The sequence below is a fragment of the Lelliottia sp. JS-SCA-14 genome (assembly GCF_035593345.1).
Classification (GTDB): domain Bacteria; phylum Pseudomonadota; class Gammaproteobacteria; order Enterobacterales; family Enterobacteriaceae; genus Enterobacter; species Enterobacter wanjuensis.
Window position 1 is genome coordinate 1210075 of sequence record NZ_CP141606.1, and the last position, 23323, is coordinate 1233397.

Here is a 23323-nt window from a genome sequence, read left to right on the forward strand (position 1 = left end):
ATTCTTCTTACTCATTGTAATTTTTGCGTTTGTCTTTTGGTCAGGGAGCGAGAATATGAAGTTGATGAAGCGAGGCGTCGCGTTGGCGCTGATAGCCGCATGGGCGCTGGCAAGCCAGCCTGCGCAGGCGTATGAAAAAGATAAAACATATAAAATCACCATTCTGCATACCAACGATCATCACGGCCATTTTTGGCGCAGCGAATACGGTGAATACGGCCTGGCGGCGCAAAAAACGCTGGTGGACGGCATTCGTAAAGAGGTGGCAGCCGAGGGCGGGAGCGTATTGCTGCTGTCAGGCGGCGACATCAACACCGGCGTGCCGGAGTCCGATTTGCAGGACGCCGAGCCGGATTTCCGCGGCATGAATTTAATCGGCTATGACGCCATGGCCGTCGGCAACCACGAGTTCGACAATCCGTTAACCGTGCTGCGTCAGCAGGAAAAGTGGTCCAAATTCCCGTTCCTCTCCGCCAATATTTATCAGAAGAGCACCGGCGAGCGCCTGTTTAAACCCTGGGCGTTATTCAAACGCGACGATCTGAAAATTGCCGTCATCGGTTTAACCACCGACGACACGGCCAAAATCGGCAATCCGGAGTATTTCACAGACATCGAATTCCGCAAACCGGCTGACGAAGCGAAGCTGGTGATTCAGGAGCTGAATCAAAACGAAAAGCCAGATGTGATTATCGCTACCACCCACATGGGACACTACGATAACGGCGAGCACGGCTCGAATGCACCGGGCGACGTGGAGATGGCGCGCAGCCTGCCCGCGGGCGCGCTGGCGATGATTGTGGGTGGTCACTCACAAGATCCGGTATGCATGGCATCCGAGAACAAAAAGCAGGTCGATTACGTACCGGGCACGCCGTGCGCGCCGGATCGCCAGAACGGGATCTGGATTGTTCAGGCCCACGAGTGGGGCAAATACGTCGGTCGCGCAGACTTTGAATTCCGCAACGGCGAAATGAAAATGGTGCGCTACCAGCTGATCCCGGTGAATCTGAAGAAGAAAGTCACCTATGACGACGGGAAAAGTGAGCGCGTACTTTACACTCCAGAAATCGCTGAAAACGCCCAGATGCTGTCGCTCCTGACGCCGTTCCAGAACAAAGGCAAAGCACAGCTCGACGTGAAAATCGGTACGGTGAATGGCCGCCTTGAAGGCGATCGCAGCAAGGTGCGCTTCGTGCAGACCAACATGGGACGCCTGCTGCTGGCTGCGCAAATGGCGCGCACTAACGCCGACTTTGCGGTAATGAGCGGCGGCGGTGTGCGTGACTCCATCGAAGCGGGGGATATCACCTACAAAAATGTGCTGAAGGTTCAGCCGTTCGGCAACATCGTGGTGTATGCGGATATGAGCGGGAAAGAGGTGATCGACTATCTCACCGCCGTTGCGCAAATGAAACCGGACTCGGGGGCCTATCCGCAGTTTGCGAACGTCAGTTTTGTGGCGAAAGACGGTAAGCTCAACGATCTGAAAATCAAAGGCGAGCCGGTTGACCCATCAAAAACCTACCGCATGGCGACTCTGAGCTTTAACGCCACGGGCGGCGATGGCTATCCGCATATCGACAACAAACCGGGCTACGTGAATACCGGCTTTATCGACGCCGAAGTGCTGAAGCAGTTTATTCAGCAGAATTCACCGCTGGATGTGAATGCGTACGAGCCGAAAGGTGAGGTGAGCTGGCAGTAGCGGGGGGTTGTGCCCGGTGGCGCTTCGGTATGAACCGGAAACATGGGTAACACTTTAGACCGGATACATGGGTAACAGTTATAACTGGCATAGAAGAGGAGACTCACTATGCCCTGGACTGAGACCCGACCTATGCAACGCCTTGAATTTATCCGTGCCTGCCATGCAGGCGCGGACTCCTTTTCTGCCCTTTGCCGTCTCTTCGGCATCAGCCGCAAAACCGGCTACAAGTGGCTTCAGCGCTTCGAACCTTCTGACCCTTCCTCGCTCTTCGACCGCTCGCGGGCACCCCACTCCTCGTCCCGCTCTGTCCCGGATGACATCGCCGGTTATCTGACGGCATTACGGCAAAAACACCCGGACTGGGGGCCTAAAAAACTGCGGATGTGGTGTCTCAACCACGCTGTCGATTTTACCGTGCCCGCGGCCAGCACCATCGGCGATATCCTCAAACGCGAAGGCCTCGTACCGGATAAAAAACGTAAGCGCAGGACACCGGGAAATCGTCAGCCGCTGACCAGGGTCAGTGAAAACAATCAGGTCTGGAGCGCTGATTTTAAAGGCAAGTTCAGACTGCTGAGCAGGGAGTACTGCCATCCCTTCACCCTGACCGATAACCACAGCCGGTATCTCCTGAGCTGTCGCGGAACAGACCGGGAGAGCGAGCCGTTCGTCCGACAGTGCCTGACGGAGGCGTTCCTGGAATACGGGCTCCCGGATGTGCTCAGAACCGACAACGGCCAGCCGTTCGCCGGGACGGGTATCGCCGGATTAAGCCGTCTTGCGGTCTGGCTGATAAAGCTGGGTGTCAGGCCGGAGCGTATCCGGCTGGGACATCCGGAGGAGAACGGACGTCATGAACGCATGCACCGTTCGCTGAAGAGCGCCCTGCGGCATGGCAATACCTTCATGACGATGGAAGAGCAGCAGCGCTGGTTCAGCCATTACCGGGAAGAGTTTAACTACGAAAGGCCGCATGAAGCCCTGGCGGGCGCAACGCCCGGAACGGTGTGGCAACCCTCAGGCCGGCAGTGGGATGGCAGGGTTCCTGAATACGCTTATCCGGCAGGGGGTATGGTGTACAGAGTCAAATCGAGGGGCACGCTGTATATGGGTAAAAAGGGGACGGTGTTCCTGAGTGAAGCCCTGACTGGCGAATGCATTATGCTGGAAGAACAGGATGATGGCCTGGAGGCCATCATCTTTAATGGAATAACGCTTGCGTACTACGACCGAAAAACCGAGAGTGTGGTCCGGATAGACTAGAAAGTGTTACCTATGTTCCCGGTCTGATCTGTCACCTATGTATCCGGTCATACACTTCGCTTACCGGGCCTACAAGTTCGAACGTAGGCCGGGTAAGGCGTAGCCGCCACCCGGCTTTATTTAATCCCGGCGCGCAATATCTGCGAATTTCGCATCCAGCATTTTCGCCAGATCGCCCGCCGCCAGCTCAATATCCAGCCCGCGCTTACCGCCGGAAATGTAGATGGTGTCAAAGGTCTGCGACGGCGCGTCAATCAGCGTCGGCAGGCGTTTTTTCTGCCCGAGAGGGCTAATCCCACCGACCAGATAGCCCGTCGTGCGTTGCGCAACCATCGGGTCTGCCATGTCGACCTTTTTCGCGCCCAGCGCTTTGGCGACTTTCTTTAAATCCAGCTGACCGGCCACAGGCGTCACCGCCACGGCCAGGTGCTTCATATCCCCGTTCACCGCGACCAGCAGAGTTTTATAGACCTGATCGGCGTTCAGGCCGAGTTTACGGACCACTTCGTCGCCAAAGTTGGTTTCGCTGGGGTCGTGATCGTAAGTATGGATCCGGAAGAATATTTTATTTTTTTCGAGTAATTTAACGGCGGGAGTCATAATGATCCTTCTTACCACAGACAATTTACACGCAGAGCATACGCCTGACAGTTGTCTAAAAAATAGCACCATCTTGCGCAATAGTATTGGCAGTGATGGTTACTTTGAGCGACAATCGGCTCTGACCGAAGGTCTCCTTCGGCATAATAATAACGATGAAATTCCTCTTTGACGGGCCAATAGAAATATTGGCCATTTTTTTTATTTCAACAGTGACGGCAAATTCCCTTCCCCGTACAGATGCAACGCTCCCACAGCCACCACGTAACGGCCAGCAGGCAGTCTGTGTAAGGTTTCTCGCCAGGCCTGATTGCGCTCATGCATCAACACATCGTACAGCGATTCGCTAAAGGTCGAGGGCAGCTCCAGCTTGCCGTTGGCGGGCGGCGTATCAAGCCACCAGCCGATCATCATCTGCAACAGCCTCGCGTTGGTGTGCCAGTGGGTGAGGGTGTCATCCAGCAGCAGCAGACCGTCCTCGGGGAGCTGGCGCAAAAGGGCAACCTGACTGTCGGCGCCCTCCAGTTCGATAATAGAAAGATGGCGCGCGCGAGCCGCGTTCAGCAACTGATAATCGATACCGAATTCCCCGCGCAAACCCAGACGCTGGGCCTGCGTGGCCTGCAATACCATCGCGATTTGCCACAGGGGCTGAGTTTCCAGCATGGAAAGGGAGAGCCCCAGCTCATCGGCCACACGCTCAAGCTCGGCAAGCTGCGATTCGTTGAGGCGCTCGCTCAGCGGAGGGGGAATATCAAGGTTCGCAAAGGGGGATTCGCTGCCGGAAATATCCGCTTCGACGATCAGCGCATCGGCTTTGCGCAACAGCTGGAGCAGGGCAGGAGGCAACGGCGACATATCGCGCGTGCCCATGTGGATGCTGCCGACCAGATGCAGATGCTGACCGCCCGGCAGGGAAATATCCAGCCCCGGCCAGGGATAGCGGCGGGGAAACAGAGCGCGGAAGGTGGTTTTTATACGACGAAACAGACTCATACGCGCTCCATTCATGGAAAAGTTCATGCTAGCGCGTGGGGATTGAAGGTGCAACTGATGCATTTGTAGGCCTGATAAGGCGAAGCCGCCATCAGGCAAAAAATGCCGGGTGGCGGCTTCGCCTTACCCGGCCTACAAGGTCAGATTACGCTTTTGGTTTAAAGCGCAACAACCGGTTGGCGTTACTCACTACGGTAATGGACGACAGCGCCATCGCAGCCCCCGCAACCACAGGGTTAAGCAGAGTCCCGGTCAGCGGCCACAGGATCCCCGCGGCAATCGGAATACCCAGCGAGTTATAGATAAACGCCCCAAGCAGGTTTTGCTTCATGTTGCGCAGCGTCGCTTTCGAGATCGCCAGCGCATCGGCCACGCCCATCAGGCTGTGACGCATCAGCGTAATCGCCGCGGTCTCAATCGCCACATCGCTCCCGCCGCCCATCGCGATCCCGACATCCGCCTGTGCCAGCGCGGGCGCATCGTTAATGCCGTCACCGACCATCGCCACCTGACGGCCCTGGCTTTGCAGTTTAATAATCGCATCGGCTTTGCCATCGGGCAGCACGCCCGCGATCACTTCGTCGATGCCCGCTTCCTTCGCAATGGCATTGGCGGTGGTCGGGTTATCGCCGGTCAACATCACCAGACGATAGCCCGCCTGATGCAGCCGCTTCAGCGCGGCCACGCTGTCGGCGCGCAGCGGATCGCGAATGGCGAACAGCGCCGCCGCTTTGCCATCGACCGCCAACAGCACCGGCGTGGCCCCCAGGGAAGCCTGCGCGGTTAATTCATCATCCAGCGCGCTGGTATCAATTCCGTTCTCGGTAAGCAGCGCTTTGTTACCGAGCAGCAACCTTTGTCCATCCACCTCACCGCTGACCCCCAGACCGCGCAGGGTGCGGAAGTTGTTCACCTGCGGCAAAGTAGTATTTCCGGCTTTCTCAAGAATGGCTCGTGCCAGCGGATGGCTGGAGCCTTGTTCCAGCGCCGCCGCGAGACGCAACGCATCCTCTTCAGAGTGCGCGACGGTTCTCACCGCCACCACCTGCGGTTTCCCTTCGGTCAGGGTACCGGTTTTATCAAACACCAGCGTATCCAGCGTGCTGGCACGCTGGAGGGCATCGGCGTCGCGAACCAGCACACCAAACTCAGCCGCGCGGCCCACGCCGGAAATGATCGACATCGGCGTCGCCAGCCCTAAGGCACACGGACAGGCAATGATCAGCACCGTGGTCGCAATCACCAGCGTATAGACAATCTGCGGCGCCGGGCCAAAGAAGTACCAGATGGCGGCGCTGAACAGGGCGATCCCCACCACGACCGGCACAAAAATGGCGGAGATTTTATCAGCAAGCTGGCCGATCTCGGGCTTGCTGCTTTGCGCCTGACGCACCATGCGGATGATGCGCGACAGCGTCGTGTGGCTGCCAACCGCACTGGCGCGGAACAGCACGCTGCCGTCCTGCACCACCGTCCCGGCGTGAACGGCATCACCGGCGGATTTTTGCTGCGGCACCGGCTCGCCCGTCAGCATGGCTTCATCCAGCCAGGCTTCACCTTGCGTGATTTCACCGTCGACCGGGACGCGATCGCCGGTGGTTAAGCGCAGCGTCATGCCTGGCTGCACTTCGGCGAGCTGCAGGCTGATTTCGCCTTCATCCGTCACCACGCGGGCCGACGGCGGGGTGAGATCGAGCAGTCGCTCCAGCGCTTTGGATGAACGCTGTCGGGCGCGGGCTTCGAGCATATGGCCTAAGTTGATCAGACCAATAATCATCGCGCTCGCTTCGTAATAAAGATGCCGCGCTTCCATCGGGAACCACTGGGGCCAGACGTTCACGCTCATCGAATAGAGCCACGCCGCGCCGGTGCCGAGAGCGACCAGCGTATCCATGGTCGCAGTGCGATTTTTCAGGCTCTTCCAGGCGCTGGTATAGAAATGTCCACCCGCGAAGACCATTACGCCCAGCGTGATGACACCAATCACCAGCCACAGCGTGCGGTTGTCGTCGGTGACCATCATGTTGTCGCCGAGCATGCCCCACACCATCACCGGAATACCGACCAGCAGGGCGACAATCGCCTGCCAACGGAAGCGTTTCATGGTGGCGATGGCGGTCTCTTGCTGGCGTTCGCGGCGTTTCACATCATCTTCGATGGCCTCCGCGCCGTAGCCTGCTTTTTCCACCGCCTGCACTAATTCTGCGGCGGACGCACTGCCCATAATCAGCGCCGTGCGTTCCGCCAGATTCACCCGCGCCTGTGAGACGCCCGGTACGGCCTGCAACGCATTTTGTACGCGAGAGACGCAGCTGGCGCAGCTCATGCCGTTGATCAGCAGCTGTTGGCTGTCGTCAATGTCATGGGCTGCCGGAAGCTCAGGGGTCGCCGCTGTCAGTGCTTCCGACGGGATTGATGACTCTGTCAGCGGTTTAGCCTTTGGGTGGCTGAGCTCCGCCCCATAACCGGCTTGTTTTACGGTATCGATCAGCGCTTCAGCGCTGGCGCTGCCGGTGACGACGGCGCTTTCGACGGTTACATCGGCACGTTCAACGTCGGGACGTTGTTCGAGACTTTCTTTCACGCGTTTGACGCAATGACCGCAGGAGAGGCCATCCAGGGTCAGGTTGATTGTGTGAGACATAGCAAAACTCCTGTATGATTATCCGGTCAACGATTGACCAACATAATGTGTTTAGCTGACTGTTATGAAGGTTAAACCTTCCATCAAGGGGAAGGTCAAGGGGGAAATGTGAATATCAGTGATGTGGCGAAAAAAACCGGGTTAACCAGCAAAGCGATTCGTTTTTATGAGGAGAAGGGGCTGGTGACGGCGCCGCTGCGCAGTGAGAACGGCTACCGGAGTTACACCCAGCTGCACCTCGATGAACTCACGCTACTGCGTCAGGCACGCCAGGTCGGGTTTAACCTCGAAGAGTGCGGCGAGCTGGTCCATCTGTTCAACGATCCCAAACGGCACAGCGCCGATGTGAAAAAACGCACCCTGGAAAAGGTGGCGGAGATTGAGCGCCATATCGTGGAGCTCCAGGCAATGCGCGACCAGCTGCTGTCGCTTGCGGAATCCTGCCCTGGGGATGACAGCGCTGACTGTCCGATTATCGATAATCTCTCCGGCTGCTGTCATCGTAAGACCAGCGTTTAGCTGGCTTTTACCCGCAGCGTAATCCCTTCGACCGCGATGACTTCGATGCGTGTCCCCGCGACGAGATCCTCATCGGCCACCACTGGCCAGGTGCTGTCCCCGACGCGGACGTGTCCGCGGCCATTGATGAGCGTGGTATCCAGCGTATAGCGCTGGCCGACCAGCTGCTGCCCGCGCCTGTTGAGTGCGCCATCAGCCGGTTTTTGCCTGCGCACCTGGCGTGACAGCCATTGATACCACAGCCAGGCGGCGATCAGCGTCAGCACGGCGAAGAGGGCACCTTGCCACTCCCAGCCGAACGGCGTGACCCAGACCAACAGCCCGGTGATCACAGCCGCGACACCGCTCCAGAGCAGATACCCGTTGCCGCCCAGCATCTCAGCCGCCAGCAGCAGCCCGCCAAGGCTCAGCCAGAAAACATGAGGGTGTGCTGCAATCATCTCAATCATTTTTTGCGCTCATCTCCGCTGTCCTTGATAAGCTCCGCGATCCCGGCGATAGAGCCCATCAGGCTGCTGGCTTCGAGCGGCATCATGACAACTTTGCTGTTATTGGCCGAGCCAATTTTCTGCAGCGCATCGGTATATTTCTGCGCCACAAAGTAGTTAATCGCCTGGATATCACCGGCCGCGATGGCTTCCGACACCATCTGCGTGGCTCGCGCTTCTGCTTCGGCGGAACGTTCACGGGCTTCTGCCTGCAGGAAGGCCGACTGACGTTCGCCTTCGGCTTTCAGGATCTGGGATTGTTTTTCCCCTTCGGCTTTCAGGATCTCTGCCTGACGCACCCCTTCGGCCTCAAGGATGTACGCACGCTTGGTTCGCTCGGCTTTCATCTGGGCGTTCATCGACGAAATCAGCTCTGCCGGTGGGCGCACGTCGCGGATTTCAATACGGGTGACTTTAATCCCCCACGGATTGGTGGCTTCATCGACGATATGCAGCAGGCGGGTGTTGATGTTGTCGCGCTGAGAGAGCATTTCATCCAGCTCCATCGAGCCCAGCACGGTACGGATGTTGGTCATCGTCAGGTTGATGATCGCCAGCTCAAGATTGCTCACCTCATAGGCGGCTTTCGGCGCGTCGATCACCTGAATAAAGCAGACGGCATCGATGGTGACGTTAGCGTTATCGCGCGAGATGATCTCCTGGGAAGGGATATCCAGCACCTGTTCCATCATGTTGATTTTACGCCCGATGCGGTCCATGAACGGGACGATGAGGCTCAGGCCTGGCTGGAGGGTGTTGGTGTAACGACCGAAGCGTTCGACCGTCCACTGATAGCCCTGTGGCACGATCTTCACGCCTGCGCCGACGATCACCAGCACCACAAAAATAAGGATAGGGATAACGATCAACATGAAAAAACCTCCTGTTCTGCATTCCGTGTAGTCACAAAAATTGCTCGTTTGTTGAACTTAAGTATATCGACTATTGAAGGGAAGTTCGCCTCTAATCCATTAACCTGTTTACAATATTGAGACGAAGCAGAATGAAAAAATGGGAAATGATATGAAGGATAATCACGCGCTTCTGGAACTCAGGAACGTCGGTTTTCGCGTGGGCGAAACCACGATATTGCAGGGGATTAATTTTCGCGTACAGCCTGGCGAGTTCAGGCTCATTACCGGGCCGTCGGGCTGTGGAAAGAGCACCTTGTTGAAGATTATTGCCTCGTTGCTCAGCCCGACCGAAGGGGACATTTTCTTTGAAGACAAGGATATCGCGACGCTTTCACCTGAGAGCTACCGCCAGCAGGTCTCGTACTGCGTGCAAACGCCTTCCCTGTTTGGGGAGACGGTTTACGACAATCTGATCTTCCCCTGGCAGATCCGCGATAAAGCGCCGGAACCGGAAAAATTCATCACCGATCTGGCGCGTTTTAATCTGCCAGAGGAAACCCTGACTAAGTCCGTAAACGAACTTTCCGGCGGCGAAAAACAGCGCGTCTCGCTGATTCGTAATCTGCAATTTCTGCCGAAAATTTTGCTGCTGGATGAAGTGACCAGTGCGCTGGACGAGAGCAACAAGCGCAACGTGAATGAGATCATTCATCGCTATGCCAAAGAGAACAACATTGCGGTGCTGTGGGTGACGCACGACGCGGGTGAGATTGCCCATGCCGACGAGGTGATCACCCTTCAGGCACACGGCGGAAAGATGCAGGAGGCAAACCGTGAACGAGCATAATATTACTAACGAATCGCTGGCCCTTTCGATGGTGCTGGTGCTGGTGGCGATCCTGGTCAGCCACCGGGAAAAGCTCGGTCTGGAAAAGGATATCGTGTGGAGCATTTGCCGCGCGGTGATCCAGTTGATTATCGTCGGCTATGTGCTGAAGTACATTTTCAACGTCAACCACGCGGTGCTGACGCTGCTGATGGTGCTGTTTATCTGCTTCAACGCGGCGTGGAATGCGCAAAAGCGCAGTAAATACATCGACAAAGCCTTTATCTCATCGTTTATCGCGATTACCACGGGCACGGCGCTGACGCTGACGGTGCTGGTCCTCTCGGGCTCGATCGAATTTGCGCCAATGCAGGTGATTCCCATCTCCGGGATGATTGCGGGGAACGCGATGGTGGCGGTGGGGCTGTGCTACAACAATCTCGGCCAGCGGTTTAGCAGCGAGCAGCAGCAGATCCAGGAGAAGCTGAGCCTGGGAGCCACGCCGAAAACGGCATCAGCACGGCTGATCCGCGAGAGTATTCGATCCTCGCTGATCCCAACGGTGGATTCAGCGAAAACGGTCGGGCTGGTGAGTTTGCCGGGGATGATGTCCGGGCTGATTTTCGCCGGTATCGACCCGGTGAAAGCGATTAAGTATCAGATAATGGTGACCTTTATGCTGCTTTCGACCGCCAGTCTGTCGACCATTATTGCTTGCTATTTAATCTATCGGAAATTCTACAACTCGCGGCATCAGCTGGTGGTGACACAGTTGAAAAAGGCGGGGTGAGGTGAAGGTTTTTCGCGGTTTCGTAGGCCCGGTAAGCGCAGCGCCACCGGGCATTTTTGCCGGGCGGCACTGCGTTTGCCCGGCCTACAATTTTGCATATTGCGAATTTCGTAGGCCCGGTAAGCGTAGCGCCACCGGGCGTTTTACCGGGTGGCATCGCGTAGGGTTAATACAACAACGCGTAAAGCTGACGACGATACTTCGACGCCAGCGCATCGCCGGTGCCCAGCGCCGCGAGGATCTCCTGGAACATCTTGCGCGCCTGACCGTCGGCGGCAGCCAGATCCTTTTTCAGATGGCTGAACAGCAGCTCCAGCGCCTCTTCGTTACGCCCAACCTGATGCAGCTGTAACGCCAGCTGGCTGGCCAGCGCCGCATCGTCCGGGTTCTCCGCTACCTGCTGCTGCAACTGCTGGATTTCCGGGGTATCTGCCGCCTGTTTCAGCAGCTCAATCTGCGCCACCAGGCCCTGATAACGGGTATCCTGGTCCTGCAATGGAATGGTTTTCAGCACCGCTTCAGCGTCTTCCGAACGATGCAGTTCGATCTGCGTCTGCGCCAGCAGCAAACCAATCTGGCTGTCCTGATTCGATATCTGCCAGGCGTCTTTCAGCAGCGGCAGCGCTTCGTCGTGCTTGCCTTCCTGAATCAGTTCGAGCGCCTGCTGCGCTTTCAACTCTTCTTCACGCGGCAGCACTTTGTCGAGCAGGGCGCGGATCGCCTCTTCCGGCTGCGGGCCCTGGAAGCCATCGACCGGCTGACCGTTCTGGAACAGATACACCGTCGGAATGGCGCGCAGGCCAAACTGAGACGCCACCATCTGCTCGGCGTCGCAGTCCAGTTTTGCCAGCAGGAACTGACCGTTGTACTGCGCCGCGAGGCTCTCCAGCACCGGCGTCAGCTCCAGACAGTGCTGGCTGCGCTCGGACCAGAAATAGAACAGCACGGGTTTGGTCATCGACACTTCGAGTGTCTGATGCAGGTTCGCTTCAGTGATGTTGACAATATTCTGTACGGACATACGGCATTCTCTTTTATCAATTTGACAAATACATGGGGGATGAGGAGCCAGGCTTCAACTCATCCGCGTAAAATTTTATCCATCATCCGGCCCGGCAGCAGGCGCTTAAGCCAGCCCACGGCGTGCGTTACAAGGGTGACCGGATAACGGATTTTTGGCCGTTCGCTTTCAAAAGCATGGCGCACTTTGGCGACCACCGCCTCCGGCCCGAGGGTAAATCGTGCGGCGATGCCGGGGTTTTCAACCGGATGGTCGGACTGGGTTTGATTCACGTTTTCCGTGAAGCGGGTGCGAATCGGGCCAGGCTCAATCAGGCTGACCTTAATCCCGCTGTGGCGCAGCTCCATGCGTAACGCATCGGACCAGGCTTCCAGCGCATATTTGCTGGCGGCATAGGCCCCGCGGCCTGGTGTGGAGATCAATCCCATCACCGAGGAGGTCATCACAATGCGCCCTTCGCCATGCGGTAGCATCGCCGGGAGCAGCGCCATGGTGAGCTGGTGGATGCCAAAAAAGTTGGCGGAAAATTGCTGCTCAAGCTGCTCGCGTGAAATGGTTTGCAGCGGGCCGTACACGCCGAAACCGGCGTTATTAAACAGGCCGTACAGACGATTACCGGTCAGGGCGATCACCTCGGCGGCGGCGCGTTCTATGCTTTCTGGCGAGTCCAGATCCAGCAGCACGCCCTGAAAACCTTTGCTGTGCATGCGATCAACGTCTTCTTGTTTGCGGCATGCGGCTAATACCCAAAATCCCTGGCGCTTCAGTTCGAGCGCGCTCTCAAGGCCAATTCCGCTGGAACATCCTGTTATTAAGACCGATTTTTGCATAACTTTACCTGTCAGGATCTCCGCTGTATTACGAGTCATGTTTAACTAGAGGAGCCAGTCGCGTTGCCATCCAGTCGGCGATAAACGGCTGGGCGTCGCGATTGGGGTGAATACCGTCATCCTGCATCCATTGCGGTTTCAGATAGACCTCTTCCATGAAAAATGGCAGCAGCGGAATATCGAATTCTTTGGCAAGCTTGGGATAGATGGCGCTAAAGGCCTCATTATAACGGCGTCCGTAGTTCGCAGGCAGACGAATTTGCATTAATAGCGGCTGGGCGTTGGCCGCCTGAATATCCGTAATAATTTTGCGTAAGGTTTCTTCTGTTTGTTGCGGCTGGAAGCCGCGTAAACCGTCGTTACCGCCCAGTTCGACCAGCACCCAGCGCGGTTGATGTTGTTTGAGCAAAGCGGGCAGGCGCGCAAGCCCCTGCTGGGACGTATCCCCGCTGATGCTGGCATTCAGCACCGGCGTTTGGGTCTGCCACTTATCGTTAAGCAGCGCAGGCCAGGCGGCAGTGGCCGCCATCCGGTAGCCCGCACTCAGGCTGTCACCCAGCACCAGTAACGTGTCCGCCGCAGCGGCGCGAAAGGTCATCAGAATCAGAAACAGGAAGGGCAAATGCCAGCGGAAAACATTGTTGCAGTTCATCATCTTAAGAAGTCCGTCGGTCAGGGTGAGCACGAGTTATCCATCCTCACCGGAGTTGAACTCGTTGTCAAACGCGCTGAAACCATCGCGCTGATTGGTGAATCCGGTTCCGGTAAGTCTACGTTGCTGGCGATTCTGGCCGGGCTGGACGATGGCAGCAGCGGCGAGGTGAACCTTGTCGGCCAGCCGCTGCATAACCTCGACGAAGAGGCGCGCGCGGCGCTGCGGGCCAAACATATCGGCTTTGTATTTCAGTCTTTCATGCTCATTCCGACGCTCAACGCGCTGGAAAACGTCGAACTGCCGGGCCTGCTGCGCGGGGAAAACGCCAGCCAAAGCCGCAGCGGTGCGAAAGCCCTGCTGGAACAGCTGGGTCTTGGCAAGCGTCTGGACCATCTCCCGGCGCAGCTGTCCGGCGGGGAGCAGCAGCGCGTTGCGCTGGCCCGAGCCTTCAACGGTCGCCCCGAGGTGCTGTTTGCCGATGAACCGACCGGCAATCTGGACCGGCAGACGGGCGATAAAATTGCCGATTTGCTCTTCTCCCTCAACCGCGAGCACGGCACCACGCTGATTCTGGTCACGCACGACCTTGAGCTGGCGGCCCGCTGCGACCGCCGTCTGCGTCTGGTCAACGGGCAGTTGCAGGAGGAAGCATGATTGCCCGCTGGTTCTGGCGCGAATGGCGCTCGCCGTCGCTGCTGATTGTCTGGCTGGCACTGAGTCTGGCGGTGGCCTGCGTGCTGGCGCTAGGCAGCGTCAGCGACCGCATGGAAAAGGGGCTAAGCCAGCAGAGCCGCGAGTTTATGGCGGGCGACCGGACGCTCAGCAGTTCGCGCGACGTACCCCAGGCGTGGATCGAGGAGGCGCGTAAACAGGGGCTGAAAGTTGGTCAGCAGCTCAGCTTCCAGACCATGACCTTTGCCGCCGACACGCCGCAGCTGGCGAGCGTCAAAGCCGTCGACGACGTCTATCCGATGTACGGCGATCTGCAAACCAATCCGCCGGGCCTCAAACCGACGGCGGGCTCGGTGTTACTCGCGCCACGCCTGATGGCCCTGCTGAACCTGAAAACCGGCGACAGCATTGACGTCGGCGACGCCACGCTGAAAATCGCCGGGGAAGTGGTGCAGGAGCCGGACTCCGGCTTTAACCCGTTCCAGATGGCACCGCGTCTGCTGATGAACACGGCGGACGTGGCAAAAACCGGGGCCGTGCAGCCGGGCAGTCGCGTCACCTGGCGCTACAAATTCGGTGGCACACCCACACAGCTCGAAGCCTACGAAAACTGGCTGAAACCGCAGCTCAAGCCGGAGCATCGCTGGATCGGCATGGAGCAGGACGACGGCGCGCTGGGGAAATCCCTCGAGCGTTCGCAGCAGTTTTTACTTCTCTCCGCGCTGCTGACCATGCTGCTGGCCGTCGCTGCCGTGGCGGTGGCAATGGGGCACTATTGTCGCAGCCGCTACGATCTGGTGGCGATCCTGAAAACCCTCGGCGCGGGCAGGGCGCAGCTGCGTAAGCTGATCGTCGGCCAGTGGCTGATGGTGCTGATACTGTCCGCCATCACCGGCGGGATTATCGGCCTGCTGTTTGAAAAAGTGCTGATGGTGTTGCTGAAACCGGTGCTGCCTGCCGAACTGCCACCTGCCAGCCTGTGGCCGTGGCTGTGGGCCATCGGCGCGATGGTAGTGATTTCTTTGCTGGTCGGCCTGCGTCCATACCGTCTGCTGCTGGCGACGCAGCCGCTGCGGGTGTTGCGCCGTGATGTGGTCGCCAGCGTCTGGCCGCTGAAGTTTTATCTGCCGGTGGTGGTCGTGGTGGTGGTGATGTTGCTCGCCTGGCTGATGGGAGGAAGTATGCTCCTGTGGGCTGTGCTGGCCGGTGCCGTGGTGCTGGCGCTGCTGTGCGGCGTGCTCGGCTGGATGTTGCTGAACCTGCTGAAAGGGCTGACGCTGAAATCCCTGCCCGTACGTCTGGCGGTGAATCGCCTGCTGCGCCAGCCGTGGTCGACTCTGAGCCAGCTCTCGGCGTTTTCGCTCTCCTTCATGCTGTTGGCGATGCTGCTGGTACTGCGCGGCGATCTGCTCGATCGCTGGCAGCAGCAACTTCCGCCGGAAAGCCCGAACTATTTCCTCATCAACATCGCGCCGGAACAGGTTACGCCGCTGAAGGGCTTCCTCGCGGAACATCAGATTGTGCCCGAGTCGTTCTATCCCATCGTTCGCGCGCGCCTGACGCAAATTAACGGCAAGTCGACGGAAGGGAATCAGGATGAATCCCTGAACCGCGAGCTGAATCTGACCTGGCAGGACAAACGCCCGGACCACAATCCGATCACAGCCGGAAACTGGCCGCCAAAAGCGGGAGAAGTGTCGATGGAAGAGGGGCTGGCGGCGCGTCTGAACGTCGGCCTGGGCGACACGGTGACCTTCACCGGCGACACCCAGGACTTTAGCGCCAAAGTAACCAGCCTGCGTAAAGTGGACTGGGAAAGCCTGCGCCCGAACTTCTTCTTTATCTTCCCGTCCGGGGCGCTCGACGGTCAGCCGCAAAGCTGGCTGACCAGCTTCCGCTGGGAGAACGGCAACGGCATGCTGACGCAGCTGAACCGTGAGTTCCCGACGGTGAGCCTGCTGGATATCGGCGCGATCCTGAAACAGGTCGGCCAGGTGCTGGAGCAGGTCAGCCGTGCGCTGGAGGTGATGGTGGTGCTGGTGACCGCCTGCGGCGTGCTGTTGCTGCTTGCGCAGGTGCAGGTGGGTATGCGTCAGCGTCATCAGGAGCTGGTGGTGTATCGCACGCTCGGAGCGAGTAAAACCCTGCTGCGGACCACCCTGTGGTGTGAGTTTGCGCTGCTCGGGCTGGTCTCCGGCCTGGTGGCGGCGATAGGTGCGGAAACCGCGCTGGCCGTGCTGCAGACCAAGGTGTTCGACTTCCCGTGGGAGCCGGACTGGCGGCTGTGGCTGATCCTGCCGGTGTCGGGCGCGGTGCTGCTCTCCCTGTGCGGCGGCTGGCTGGGAACGCGGCTGTTAAAAGGTAAGGCGCTGTTCCGTCAGTTTGCCAGTTAATTTCCTCCTGTGATGATTACGCACCGGTTTATCGACTGGTGCGTAATCCTTTAGTAGCACAAAATGATAATACCCCCACATTTAGCAGCACAAATCATTAAAAACCCGACAACACGGTTCGTTTAATTCCAGATATTATCCCTGCGCTAAATAGTTAGCAGTATGTCTATCAAGGAATAATAATGACCATAAAAAAAACAGCGCTGGCGGCAACGATCGGCGCGGCAGTGGCACTGGCGTCTTTCGCAGCACAAGCGGAAATCACTTTACTGAAGCAAGACCCGCAGGCGGGCGATCCGCTGAGCCGTCTTAACTTCACCGTCGGCGGCAGTATTCGTCCTCAGTTCAACATGATGACGGGCGACGGCGACAAAGGTTCTTACAAACGTAACGGCTTCGACGGCGGCACCCGTTTCCGTTTCGCCTCAGATTACTACCTGTTCGATGATATCAGCTGGATCAGCTACTACGAGCTGGGTGTGAACATTCCGGCGCTGTTTGACTGGGATAACCACTACGCCGAAGGCGCGAACGATACTTCTCGCCGTATGCTTTACACCGGCCTGAAAAGCGCGACCTGGGGTACGCTGACCTTCGGTCAACAGAACAGCGTGTACTACGATGTGGTCGGCGCGAAAACCGATATCTGGGACTATGACATGATCGGTCAGGCTCCGGGTAACGGCATCAACGGCGACTACGACGGCTCTTATCGTTCACGCAAAATGCTGAAATATAAGAAAACCGTAGGTGATGCTGACATCTACGCATCTTACCTGTTCGAAGACGGTGAATACCTGCCGGGTAACGGCCTGCGTTACAAGCGTAAAGGCGGCGGCTCACTGGGTATTGATTACCACCTGACCACCGATCTGACCTGGGGTACGGCGTGGAACTACACCCGTGCGGATATGCGTAACCCGGATAACGGCGACAGCAAATCTTACGACCAGAACATCCTCGGTACAGCGCTGAGCTGGACCCCGGACAACTGGACCTTCTCCGCAGGCGGCGGCTGGTACCAGAACTTCATGACCACCAAAAAAGTGTCGGTGAACGACTACTTCGCCGGTGATGCCTGGGGTATTGAGTACTTCGCGGGTTACAAAATCCCGGTCGGTCAGTACGCGCTGAAATCTGTTCAGCCGTATGTGATGGGCGATCGTATTGAGTATGTGAATGGCCGCAACTATCAGCGCACCGACAACGGCGTGGGTGTGAGCTTCCAGCTGGATTACGGTTTCCGCGTGGATTATGAGCACGTGTTTACCTCCAGCACCGACGATCTGGGTGATATGAACCTGGTGCGTCTGCGCTACGACTTCTAAGTCGGAGCGGTCTGTCCCCGGTGGCGCTGCGCTTACCGGGGCTACGGACTGTGCGGTTTGTCCCCGGTGGCGCTGCGCTTACCGGGGCTACTAAACCCTCATCTGCTGTCTAACCTTTGCCGTAAATCGCATATCCCAATCTCCTGCACATTCAACGACATATTCCGCAACATCATGAAATAATTTCAAGGACAGCCGCTTGTGATCTGTGTCATGTTAAACAGACTCTGCGCCGCATCGCACGGTGCAACACAACGCCACACCGCTTTGAAATGGAGATCTCATGGGAATTCGTCACACGCTTCGCGCCGCTGCCGGTGCGCTTCTGCTGGTCTGCGGTTTGCAGGCTGCCCACGCTAACAGCGATCCGCACACCATCGTGTTTGGCGTCGCGCCTGGCCCGTACGGCGACATGGTCAAACAGGCCATCGCCCCTTCGCTTAAAGAGAAGGGCTACAAAGTCGTGGTGCGCGAATTCAGCGATTACGTACAGCCGAATATGGCGCTCTCCAACGGCAGCATCGACGCCAACCTGTTCCAGCACTCGCTCTATTTCACCAAGTTCACGGCGGATAAAGGGCTGAAACTGACCAAATTACTCACCGTGCCGACGGCGGGTATGGGCTTTTATTCTCACAAGATCAAAAGCCTGGACGAGCTGAAAAAGGGCGATATCATCACCCTTTCAAACGATCCGACCAACCTCGCGCGCGGCCTGCGTTTCCTGCAGTCCCTGAAACTCATCACCATCAAAGAGAACATCGATCCCACCAAAGCCTCCGAGCGTGATATCGCCAGCAACCCGAAAGGGCTGGTGTTCAAACCGCTGGAAGCCGCGCAGCTGCCGCGCACGCTGGATAGCGTGACCGCTTCGCTGGTTAACGGCAACTTCGCGATTGCCGCCGGTATGGATCTCTCCAGCGCACTGGCGCAGGAGCATCTCGACGAAAACCTGAAAAATATCATCGCCGTACGTACCGAAGATGCGGATAAACCTTTCGCCAAAGATATCGTGGCGGTGGTTGAGTCTCCGGCCTATCGCGCGGTGATTGACGACCCGAAAAACGTCTATACCGCGTTCCAGAAACCCGACTGGATGACAGCGGCAAAACCCTAATCGCGTACAGGTTTGACAGGGCAGCTGAGTCTGCCCTTTTCGCATTTCTGAGGTAGACATGATTGAGTTAGACAAGGTATGCGTCGACTTTCAGACCGGGCGCGGGCCTTCCACCCGCGCGGTCTCCGACGTCAGCCTGACCATTGCCGCCGGTGAGATTTTTGGCATCGTCGGCACCAGCGGCGCGGGGAAAAGCACTTTGCTGCGCACCCTGAACGCCCTTCAGCGCCCAAGCGCGGGCCGCGTCAACGTTAACGGCGTGGAGATCTCCGCTCTCGACGGCGTGGATTTACGCAAAGCCCGCCAGCGTATCGGCATGATTTTCCAGCATTTCAATTTGATGCACACCCGCACCGTGGCGCAGAACGTGGCGTTCAGCCTGAAAGCCGCCGGATGGGAACGCAATAAAATCGCCCCGCGCGTCACGGAGATCCTCGCCCTCGTTGGGCTGACGGACAAAGCGAATCGCTATCCGGTGCAGCTAAGCGGCGGGCAGAAACAGCGCGTCGGTATCGCCCGCGCCATTGCCAACCATCCTGACGTCCTGCTCTGTGATGAACCGACCTCTGCGCTGGATCTGGAAACCTCCGCCACCATTTTGGCGCTGCTCAAGCAGATCAACCAGCAGATGGGGATCACGATCGTGCTGATCACCCATGAGATGAACGTGATCAAATCTATCTGCGATCGCGTGGCGGTGATGTCCGGCGGCGAAGTGGTGGAACTGGGCGAGGTGTTTGACGTCTTTGCCCATCCGCAGCACCCGTTTACGCAGCAGCTGGTGTCACACACCCTGAACCTTACCCTGCCGGAGCGTTTGCAGCAGCACCTGCCGGGGCAACTGCTGAAAATTCTGTTTATCGGCGATTCTGCCAAGCAGCCGGTGCTTTCGGATGTGGCGATCAAATTTGGCGTGGCGGTGAATATTCTGCACGGCAAAATCGAGTACATCGGCGAGCGTGCCCTGGGGATTCTGGTGGTGCAGCTGACGGCGGATGATCCTGCCGTCGTGGAAACCGCTGTTGAACATATTCGTCATCGTACTGCGCAGGTGGAGGTGATCCGTGGATGATTTAGTGGCCGACCTCGGCCTGGCGTTTAACGAAACTTTCCAGATGCTGAGCATCTCCACGGTGCTGGCGATCATTGGCGGCCTGCCGCTGGGCTTTTTGATTTTTGTCACCGACCGGCATCTGTTCTGGCAGAACCGTTTTGTTTATCTGGTGAGTTCGGTGCTGGTGAACATCATTCGCTCGGTGCCCTTTGTGATCCTGCTGGTGCTGCTCCTGCCCCTGACGCAGCTTTTGCTCGGCAACACCATCGGCCCGATTGCGGCGTCGGTTCCGCTTTCCGTGGCGGCGATTGCGTTCTACGCCCGTCTGGTGGACAGCGCGTTGCGCGAAGTGGACAAAGGCATTATTGAAGCGGCAGAAGCATTTGGCGCGAGCCCGATGCGTATTATCTGCACCGTCCTGCTGCCGGAGGCGAGTGCTGGATTGCTGCGCGGTCTGACGATCACCCTGGTCAGCCTGATCGGTTACTCGGCGATGGCGGGGATCGTCGGCGGCGGCGGAGTAGGGGATCTGGCGATCCGCTACGGTTATTACCGCTATGAAACCCAGGTGATGGTCGTCACCGTGATCGCGCTGATCGTGCTGGTGCAGATCGTCCAGGTACTGGGCGACTGGCTGGCGAAACGCGCCGACAAGCGCGATCGCCGCTAGAGAATCAGGCCGCCAGCCAGGCGGCCACCGCGTTAAACGTGCCCCGAAAAACAATCTTGTCGGCTTTTTTCTCCAGCTGATAGCGGTACATCGGGTCGTAATAGTCATTGAGCAGTGGCGCAAGCCAGGAATAGTGCGCCTCGGTACGTCCTGTGCGCTGCTGCTCGATGAGCGCGGAATCCAGTAACGCGGTGAGTTCCGCAAAGCGCTGCAGTCCCAGACGACGGCGAATGGCAAACAGGCCGTGATGCAGATACTCCGCGTACGCCTGCCAGCCCGCTTCTTCGCCGTAGGCGGCAGAAAATTCATGCCACATGTGCGCGAAATACTCCTCGCGCAGGCGTTCCAGACGTACATCAAAAGGATCCTCCACCACCACGATGGGGGAGTCGACCATCCGTTCGCGCATACATTCCGGCAGATGGTTCGAGCCAATCATCCGACCCTCGTCCTCCAGCACCCAGCGCGGGGTGTCCTTTTTCAGCAGCTCGACGGCCAGGTGATTTTCAAAGCTGGCCTGCGACAGCTGAGCCTGTAGAGTGCGGCCAAACGAAGAGCCGCGATGATGCGCCAGCCCTTCCAGATCGATACCCTGCGCGTGCTCTTTGACCAGAATCGTTTTCCCGCTCCCGGTACAGCCGCCAATCAGCACCATCGGTTTTTGCACCTGCTCGGCGGTGGCCTGAATCGCCGTCTGACGCAGGGCCTTGTAACCACCCGGAATCAGCGGGTAATCGATGCCCGACTCTTTTAACCACGCCTGCGTAATATGCGAGCGCTGCCCGCCGCGCGCGCAGCAGAGATAGCCGTGCGGGTTGGCAAGACAAGTCTCGCGCCAGGCGTTAATCCGCTGCTCGCGCGTCTCGCCGTTGACCAGACGGTGGCCCAACGCCAGCGCTGCTTCTGGCCCCTGGCGTTTGTAGCAGGTGCCCACGGCGGCGCGCTCGTCGTCCGTCATCAGGGGGAGATTAAGGGCCGCAGGCATAGCGCCCTGGGCGAATTCGATCGGCGCGCGAACGTCGATTAAGGGTGTCGCAGTGGTGAGAATGGCGCGATAGTCCGTTCCATCGTTCATGTAAAATCCTGAAAAGTGCAAGACAGCAATGGTGTGGGATTTTACGCGCGTCAGATGAAGCCGGGGAAGGGGAAGATCAACTCCCCGGCATTTAGCACTTATTTGAGTTTGCTTTGCGCCCAGGCTATACCGCTCGCGTACTCCGGCGGCAGCAGGGGAATCATCGCTTCGAGGGTCGCGCTCAGGCGGCCCGTATCGTCATCGTTCAGATTGAGATGGCCGACTTTGCGCCCTTCGCGCACCTCTTTGTCGTACCAGTGCAGATGCACCAGCGGCAGTTTCAACCAGTTGTAGTTCAGATCGGTCCCGATAAGGTTGATCATCACCGACGGGCTGTTCACCACCGGCTGCGGCAGCGGCAGGTCGGTGATGGCGCGCAAGTGCAGCTCGAACTGGCTGATGGAGGCGCCGTTTTGCGTCCAGTGGCCGCTGTTGTGCACGCGCGGGGCCAGCTCGTTGATCAGCAGACCGGCTGGCGTAATAAAACACTCCATCGCCATCACGCCCACGTAACCCAGCTCATGCATGATCGCCGAGAGCATATCCTCGGCCTGCGCCTGCTGGGCAGCGTTCGCCTGCGGGAATACCACGCTGGTGCGCAGAATGCCGTCCTGATGCAGGTTATGGGTTAGCGGATAAAACACCGTGCTGCCGTCATGCGCGCGCGCGCCGACCAGCGACACTTCGCCGCTAAAATTGATGCCTTGCTCGACGATACACTCGCCGTAGCACTCGTCCGGCAGCTCAGCGGTATCGTTCGCACGCAGACGCCACTGACCGCGACCGTCGTACCCGCCGGTGCGGCGCTTGACGATCGCCAGCTCGCCGAGGGTTTCAAACACAGCAGGCCACTCGCTCTTATCCGCCAGCAGTTGCCACGGCGCGGTGACAAGACCCAGCTTGTCGAACAGCTGCTTTTGCGTCAGTCGATCGGCGATAATCGGGAACACATCGCGATTGACGAAGGCGTTGTGTCGCGCCAGCTCGCGGGTGAGGGCGGTTTCCGGCCAGCGCTCGATTTCAGCGGTGATCACGCTCTGCTGAAACGGCACGGCTTCCGGTTCGGCGTCCAGCCCGACGGGCCAGACGCTGATACCCAGCGGTTCACCCGCCTGGCGCAACATACGGCCTAACTGACCGTTTCCGAGGACGCAAACCTGCTTCATGCATCACCTCGCGGGTCGGGATTCTCCAGCACATCGTCGGTCTGGGCTTTACGCCACTCGACCAGACGCTGATGCAATTCTTTGTCGTGCGTCGCCAGAATCTGTGCGGCCAGCAGGGCAGCGTTCGCGGCACCCGCTTTGCCAATCGCCAGCGTACCAACCGGGATCCCGCGCGGCATCTGGACGATAGAGTAGAGGCTATCAACGCCGCTCAGAGCCGCGCTTTGCACCGGCACGCCGAGCACCGGCACCAGGGTTTTGGCGGCAATCATGCCCGGCAGATGTGCTGCACCACCCGCACCGGCAATGATCACCTGATAGCCATTCTCTTCTGCGCCTTCGGCGAAGCTGAACAGTTTATCGGGGGTACGGTGCGCGGAGACCACTTCAACGTGGTGTGGAACATTCAGGATTTCGAAGATTTCGGCGGCAAACTGCATGGTAGCCCAGTCGCTTTTGGACCCCATCACGATGGCGACTCGCGCCGGATTATTGCGGGAAGACATGCGTCTTAAAACTCCTGTGGTGCGGAACACACTGCTTTGAGGGCACAGAGAATAGCATTAAATTGTGCCAAGGAAAACGATTGCGTGGCGGTTGTTAACCCAACGTTCTTTGATGGCTGCTGGCTTGTATTCCCTTCAGGGCGGT

General features: G+C 58.1%; 22 protein-coding genes. 11 read left to right on the forward strand and 11 right to left on the reverse strand.

Features of this window, described 5'->3' with window-relative positions; translation table 11 throughout:
• Positions 1–55 precede the first annotated feature (55 nt).
• Both ushA and U9O48_RS05610 read left to right on the forward strand, forming a co-directional pair.
• Entirely contained in the window at positions 56–1708 is a 1653-nt protein-coding gene (gene ushA, locus U9O48_RS05605) for a bifunctional UDP-sugar hydrolase/5'-nucleotidase UshA (protein WP_282492581.1), read from the forward strand.
• A gap of 108 nt (positions 1709–1816) precedes the next feature.
• The gene (locus U9O48_RS05610) at positions 1817–2974 is read left to right on the forward strand and encodes a DDE-type integrase/transposase/recombinase (RefSeq protein WP_324723013.1); all 1158 of its coding nucleotides are present in this window, start codon (positions 1817–1819) and stop codon (positions 2972–2974) included.
• A gap of 120 nt (positions 2975–3094) precedes the next feature.
• On the opposite strand, the gene ybaK is transcribed toward U9O48_RS05610, so the two are convergent.
• The 3 genes from ybaK to copA form a co-directional block, all read right to left on the reverse strand.
• Positions 3095–3574: a Cys-tRNA(Pro)/Cys-tRNA(Cys) deacylase YbaK gene (gene ybaK / locus U9O48_RS05615; protein WP_285146751.1), complete on the reverse strand. Its 480-nt coding sequence runs from the start codon at positions 3572–3574 to the stop codon at positions 3095–3097.
• Positions 3575–3775: 201 nt separating this feature from the next.
• Entirely contained in the window at positions 3776–4570 is a 795-nt protein-coding gene (locus U9O48_RS05620) for a TraB/GumN family protein (protein ID WP_324723763.1), read from the reverse strand.
• A 145-nt stretch (positions 4571–4715) separates the two neighbouring features.
• A complete protein-coding gene (gene copA / locus U9O48_RS05625; RefSeq protein WP_324723765.1) occupies positions 4716–7214 on the reverse strand; it encodes a copper-exporting P-type ATPase CopA in 2499 nt (832 codons plus the stop codon).
• 108 nt (positions 7215–7322) lie between these two features.
• On the opposite strand from copA, the gene cueR reads away from it, so the two are divergent.
• The gene (gene cueR / locus U9O48_RS05630) at positions 7323–7733 is read left to right on the forward strand and encodes a Cu(I)-responsive transcriptional regulator (protein ID WP_324723767.1); all 411 of its coding nucleotides are present in this window, start codon (positions 7323–7325) and stop codon (positions 7731–7733) included.
• Here the strand turns inward: cueR and U9O48_RS05635 are convergent.
• Positions 7730–8182, reverse strand: coding sequence for an NfeD family protein (locus tag U9O48_RS05635; protein ID WP_282492576.1), 453 nt, complete (start codon positions 8180–8182; stop codon positions 7730–7732). The two genes, cueR and U9O48_RS05635, sit on opposite strands and share 4 nt — an antisense overlap.
• Positions 8179–9093 carry an SPFH domain-containing protein gene (locus tag U9O48_RS05640; protein WP_285150535.1) on the reverse strand — a complete coding sequence of 305 codons (915 nt, stop codon included), beginning with the start codon at positions 9091–9093 and terminating at the stop codon, positions 8179–8181. Before U9O48_RS05640 ends, U9O48_RS05635 begins: the two co-directional genes overlap by 4 nt.
• A 151-nt stretch (positions 9094–9244) precedes the next feature.
• On the opposite strand from U9O48_RS05640, the gene fetA reads away from it, so the two are divergent.
• Together fetA and fetB are read left to right on the forward strand one after the other, a co-directional pair.
• Positions 9245–9922, forward strand: coding sequence for an iron efflux ABC transporter ATP-binding subunit FetA (gene fetA / locus U9O48_RS05645; RefSeq protein WP_285146747.1), 678 nt, complete (start codon positions 9245–9247; stop codon positions 9920–9922).
• Positions 9909–10691 (forward strand): iron efflux ABC transporter permease subunit FetB, encoded by a 783-nt coding sequence (gene fetB / locus U9O48_RS05650; RefSeq protein WP_324723769.1) that lies wholly within the window; start codon positions 9909–9911, stop codon positions 10689–10691. Before fetA ends, fetB begins: the two co-directional genes overlap by 14 nt.
• Positions 10692–10857: 166 nt before the next feature.
• Here fetB and U9O48_RS05655 read toward each other — a convergent pair whose 3' ends face one another.
• The 3 genes from U9O48_RS05655 to tesA are packed head-to-tail and all read right to left on the reverse strand — an operon-like array spanning position 10858 to position 13197.
• A complete protein-coding gene (locus U9O48_RS05655; protein ID WP_324723770.1) occupies positions 10858–11712 on the reverse strand; it encodes a co-chaperone YbbN in 855 nt (284 codons plus the stop codon).
• Between the two features lie 59 nt (positions 11713–11771).
• Positions 11772–12581: an SDR family oxidoreductase gene (locus U9O48_RS05660; protein WP_282492571.1), complete on the reverse strand. Its 810-nt coding sequence runs from the start codon at positions 12579–12581 to the stop codon at positions 11772–11774.
• Complete coding sequence (tesA, locus tag U9O48_RS05665; protein ID WP_100780759.1) at positions 12571–13197, reverse strand: multifunctional acyl-CoA thioesterase I/protease I/lysophospholipase L1; 627 nt, start codon at positions 13195–13197, stop codon at positions 12571–12573. The genes U9O48_RS05660 and tesA overlap by 11 nt, the downstream gene beginning before the upstream one ends.
• Here tesA and ybbA point away from each other — a divergent pair.
• The 6 genes from ybbA to U9O48_RS05695 all read left to right on the forward strand — a co-directional run bounded on the left by ybbA (position 13165) and on the right by U9O48_RS05695 (position 20431).
• Positions 13165–13851, forward strand: coding sequence for a putative ABC transporter ATP-binding protein YbbA (gene ybbA / locus U9O48_RS05670; RefSeq protein ID WP_285158263.1), 687 nt, complete (start codon positions 13165–13167; stop codon positions 13849–13851). The genes tesA and ybbA overlap by 33 nt on opposite strands.
• A complete protein-coding gene (gene ybbP / locus U9O48_RS05675; RefSeq protein WP_324723771.1) occupies positions 13848–16262 on the forward strand; it encodes a putative ABC transporter permease subunit YbbP in 2415 nt (804 codons plus the stop codon). The genes ybbA and ybbP overlap by 4 nt, the downstream gene beginning before the upstream one ends.
• Positions 16263–16438: 176 nt before the next feature.
• Positions 16439–17590 (forward strand): porin, encoded by a 1152-nt coding sequence (locus U9O48_RS05680; protein ID WP_282492772.1) that lies wholly within the window; start codon positions 16439–16441, stop codon positions 17588–17590.
• Positions 17591–17873: 283 nt separating this feature from the next.
• Positions 17874–18707, forward strand: coding sequence for a MetQ/NlpA family ABC transporter substrate-binding protein (locus U9O48_RS05685; protein WP_285158261.1), 834 nt, complete (start codon positions 17874–17876; stop codon positions 18705–18707).
• A 58-nt stretch (positions 18708–18765) separates the two neighbouring features.
• On the forward strand, positions 18766–19779 hold the full coding sequence (gene sfbB / locus U9O48_RS05690) for a virulence-associated ABC transporter ATP-binding protein SfbB (RefSeq protein WP_285158260.1): 1014 nt from the start codon (positions 18766–18768) through the stop codon (positions 19777–19779).
• Positions 19772–20431 (forward strand): methionine ABC transporter permease, encoded by a 660-nt coding sequence (locus U9O48_RS05695; protein WP_282492566.1) that lies wholly within the window; start codon positions 19772–19774, stop codon positions 20429–20431. The genes sfbB and U9O48_RS05695 overlap by 8 nt, the downstream gene beginning before the upstream one ends.
• Positions 20432–20435: 4 nt before the next feature.
• Here U9O48_RS05695 and mnmH read toward each other — a convergent pair whose 3' ends face one another.
• The 3 genes from mnmH to purE all read right to left on the reverse strand — a co-directional run bounded on the left by mnmH (position 20436) and on the right by purE (position 23178).
• Positions 20436–21506, reverse strand: a complete 1071-nt coding sequence (mnmH, locus tag U9O48_RS05700; RefSeq protein ID WP_324723772.1) for a tRNA 2-selenouridine(34) synthase MnmH — start codon at positions 21504–21506, stop codon at positions 20436–20438.
• A 98-nt stretch (positions 21507–21604) separates the two neighbouring features.
• The gene (purK, locus tag U9O48_RS05705) at positions 21605–22672 is read right to left on the reverse strand and encodes a 5-(carboxyamino)imidazole ribonucleotide synthase (protein ID WP_324723773.1); all 1068 of its coding nucleotides are present in this window, start codon (positions 22670–22672) and stop codon (positions 21605–21607) included.
• Complete coding sequence (gene purE / locus U9O48_RS05710; protein WP_324723774.1) at positions 22669–23178, reverse strand: 5-(carboxyamino)imidazole ribonucleotide mutase; 510 nt, start codon at positions 23176–23178, stop codon at positions 22669–22671. The genes purK and purE overlap by 4 nt, the downstream gene beginning before the upstream one ends.
• Positions 23179–23323: the final 145 nt, after the last annotated feature.